General features: G+C 69.5%; 2 protein-coding genes. Both read right to left on the bottom strand.

The features are described from left to right. Nucleotides 1-54 precede the first annotated feature (54 nt). On the bottom strand, nt 55-288 hold the full coding sequence (locus tag QH276_RS23305) for a helix-turn-helix domain-containing protein (protein WP_280402216.1): 234 nt from the start codon (nt 286-288) through the stop codon (nt 55-57). A gap of 82 nt (nt 289-370) precedes the next feature. Beyond that, nucleotides 371-2,002 carry an ABC-F family ATP-binding cassette domain-containing protein gene (locus QH276_RS23300; protein WP_280402215.1) on the bottom strand — a complete coding sequence of 544 codons (1,632 nt, stop codon included), beginning with the start codon at nt 2,000-2,002 and terminating at the stop codon, nt 371-373. Between the last annotated feature and the right edge of the window lie 319 nt (nt 2,003-2,321).

Below are 2,321 nucleotides of genomic sequence, written 5' to 3'. Positions count from 1 at the left end.
GCCGGCCGCGCCGCGGGTCCAACCCCGGGGGGGGGGCCTGCGAATACGGTGCGGCTAGCGGGATTTGCGACGGTTCGCGCCACCACGGCTGCGGAGTTGCACATGCGACTCCGTCAGCACGTTGTGGATGAATCCGTAGGAGCGCCCGGTCGCCCGTGCCAGCGACCTGATGCTCGCCCCTGCTTCGTATTGCTTCTTCAACTGGGACTGCAGGCGGTCGCGTGACTTTCCCGTGACGCGGGTGCCCTTGCCCAATGTGCTCTTGCTCTGTACCGGCCTGTCGCCCATGGCTTCCTCCGAGTCGCCGAGCAGCGTCACTCTCAGGCTAAGCATTCAGCGGGCATCCGGCAATGAGTTCTTGTGATGAAAATCACGCAAGCTGAATCAATTCCAGATACTCGGCCGACCAATGGTCCTCGGTGCCGTCCGGGAGCAGGATCACCCGCTCCGGATTCAGCGCTTCGGCGGCACCCGGATCGTGAGTGACCAGCACGACCGCACCGGCATAAGTGCGCAGGGCGTCGAGGACCTGTTCCCGGGAGATGGGATCGAGGTTGTTGGTCGGTTCGTCGAGCAGCAGCACATTGGCGGCCGAGGAGACCAACCCCGCGAGCGCCAGCCGGGTCTTCTCACCGCCGGACAGTGTCCCGGCCGGCTGGTCCAGCTGCGGGCCGGTGAACATGAATGCGCCGAGCAGACCGCGCAGATCCTGTTCCCCGGCGTCCGGGGCGGCGTGCCGGATGTTCTCCCACACGGTGGCCGAATCGTCGAGGGTGTCGTGTTCCTGCGCGAAATAGCCGACCTTCAGCCCGTGACCGGGCACCAGCGCACCGGCGGTCGGCTCCTCCGCGCCGGCGAGCAACCGCAGCAGGGTGGTCTTGCCGGCACCGTTGAGGCCCAGGACCACCACCCGGCTACCGCGGTCGATCGCCAGGTCCACGCCGGTGAAGATCTCCAGCGAGCCGTAGACCTTGGTGAGGTTCTCCGCCATCAACGGGGTCTTACCGCAGGCGGCCGGTTCGGGGAATTTGATCCGCGCGACCTTGTCGGCCACCCGCACCTCGTCCAGCTCCGCCATCAGCCGGTCGGCGCGCTTGGCCATATTCTGGGCGGCAACGGCTTTCGTGGCCTTGGCGCCGAGCTTGGCGGCCTGGGCCCGCAGCGCCGAGGCCTTCTTCTCCGCGTTGGCCCGCTCCCGGCGGCGGCGCTGTTCGTCGGTGGCCCGGGCATCGAGGTATTTCGTCCAGCCCATGTTGTAGACATCGGCCTCGCCGCGCACCGCATCGAGGAACCAGACCTTGTTCACCACATCGGCGAGCAGGTCGACATCGTGACTGATGACGACGAGGCCGCCGTCGTGGTTCTGCAGGAACCCGCGCAGCCAGGTGATCGAATCCGCGTCGAGGTGGTTGGTGGGCTCGTCGAGCAGCAGGGTGGTATCGGAGCGGCCGCCGCTGCCGTCGGAGGCCGCGAACAGGATGCGCGCCAGTTCGATTCGGCGCCGCTGACCACCGGACAGCGTACGCAGCGCTTGATCCAGCACCCGGTCCGGCAGGCCCAGGCTGTGGCAGATCCGCGCGGCCTCGCTTTCGGCGACGTAGCCGCCCAGCGCCGAGAACCGGTCCTCGAGCCGGCCGTATTTACGGACCGCGCGTTCGCGTTCGGTTTCGTCGGCCAGTTCGGCCATGAGCGCCTGCTGTTTCTCCATATCCCGGATCAGCGCGTCCAGGCCGCGGGCGGACAGCACGCGGTCACGGGCGAGCACGTCCAGGTTGCCTTCCCGGGGATCCTGCGGCAGGTAACCGATATCGGTGGACCGGGTGATCGTGCCCGCGTACGGTTCGCCCTCGCCGGCGAGGATGCGCAGGGTGGTGGTTTTCCCGGCGCCGTTACGGCCGACCAGGCCGATCCGGTCACCGGCCTGTACCCGCAGCGCCGGGCCCGGCGCGGTCAGCAGGGTACGGACGCCGGCCCGGACCTCGAGGTCGGTCGCGGTGATCACAGATATCTCCTCGGCAACGGGTTCGCAGGGTATGGTCCGGCGGGGTTCGGCAGCGGGAATCTCCACCCATGATCGGCCGGATCCGGACACGGAACCACCGATTTTACCCGCAGCCCGCGACCACCCGCCCGCGGCGGCCGACCGGAGCCCGCGCCCGGGGCCGGGGGGGGGCGCGCGGTGTGGGCGCTGCTGGGGGCCAACGAGTCCGCCGCCGCCCGCCGGCTGGTGGAGCGCGGCCGGCCCGTGCTGGGCGTCACCCCCGACACCGTCCGGTCCACCCCCCCCCGCCCCACGCGCCGCGGCCAAAACCCCCCCCACC

The organism is Nocardia carnea, from assembly GCF_029869215.1.
GTDB lineage: Bacteria > Actinomycetota > Actinomycetes > Mycobacteriales > Mycobacteriaceae > Nocardia > Nocardia carnea_B.
Note: the sequence above shows the minus strand (reverse complement) of the source record. Positions and strands in the feature narration are given on the sequence as shown.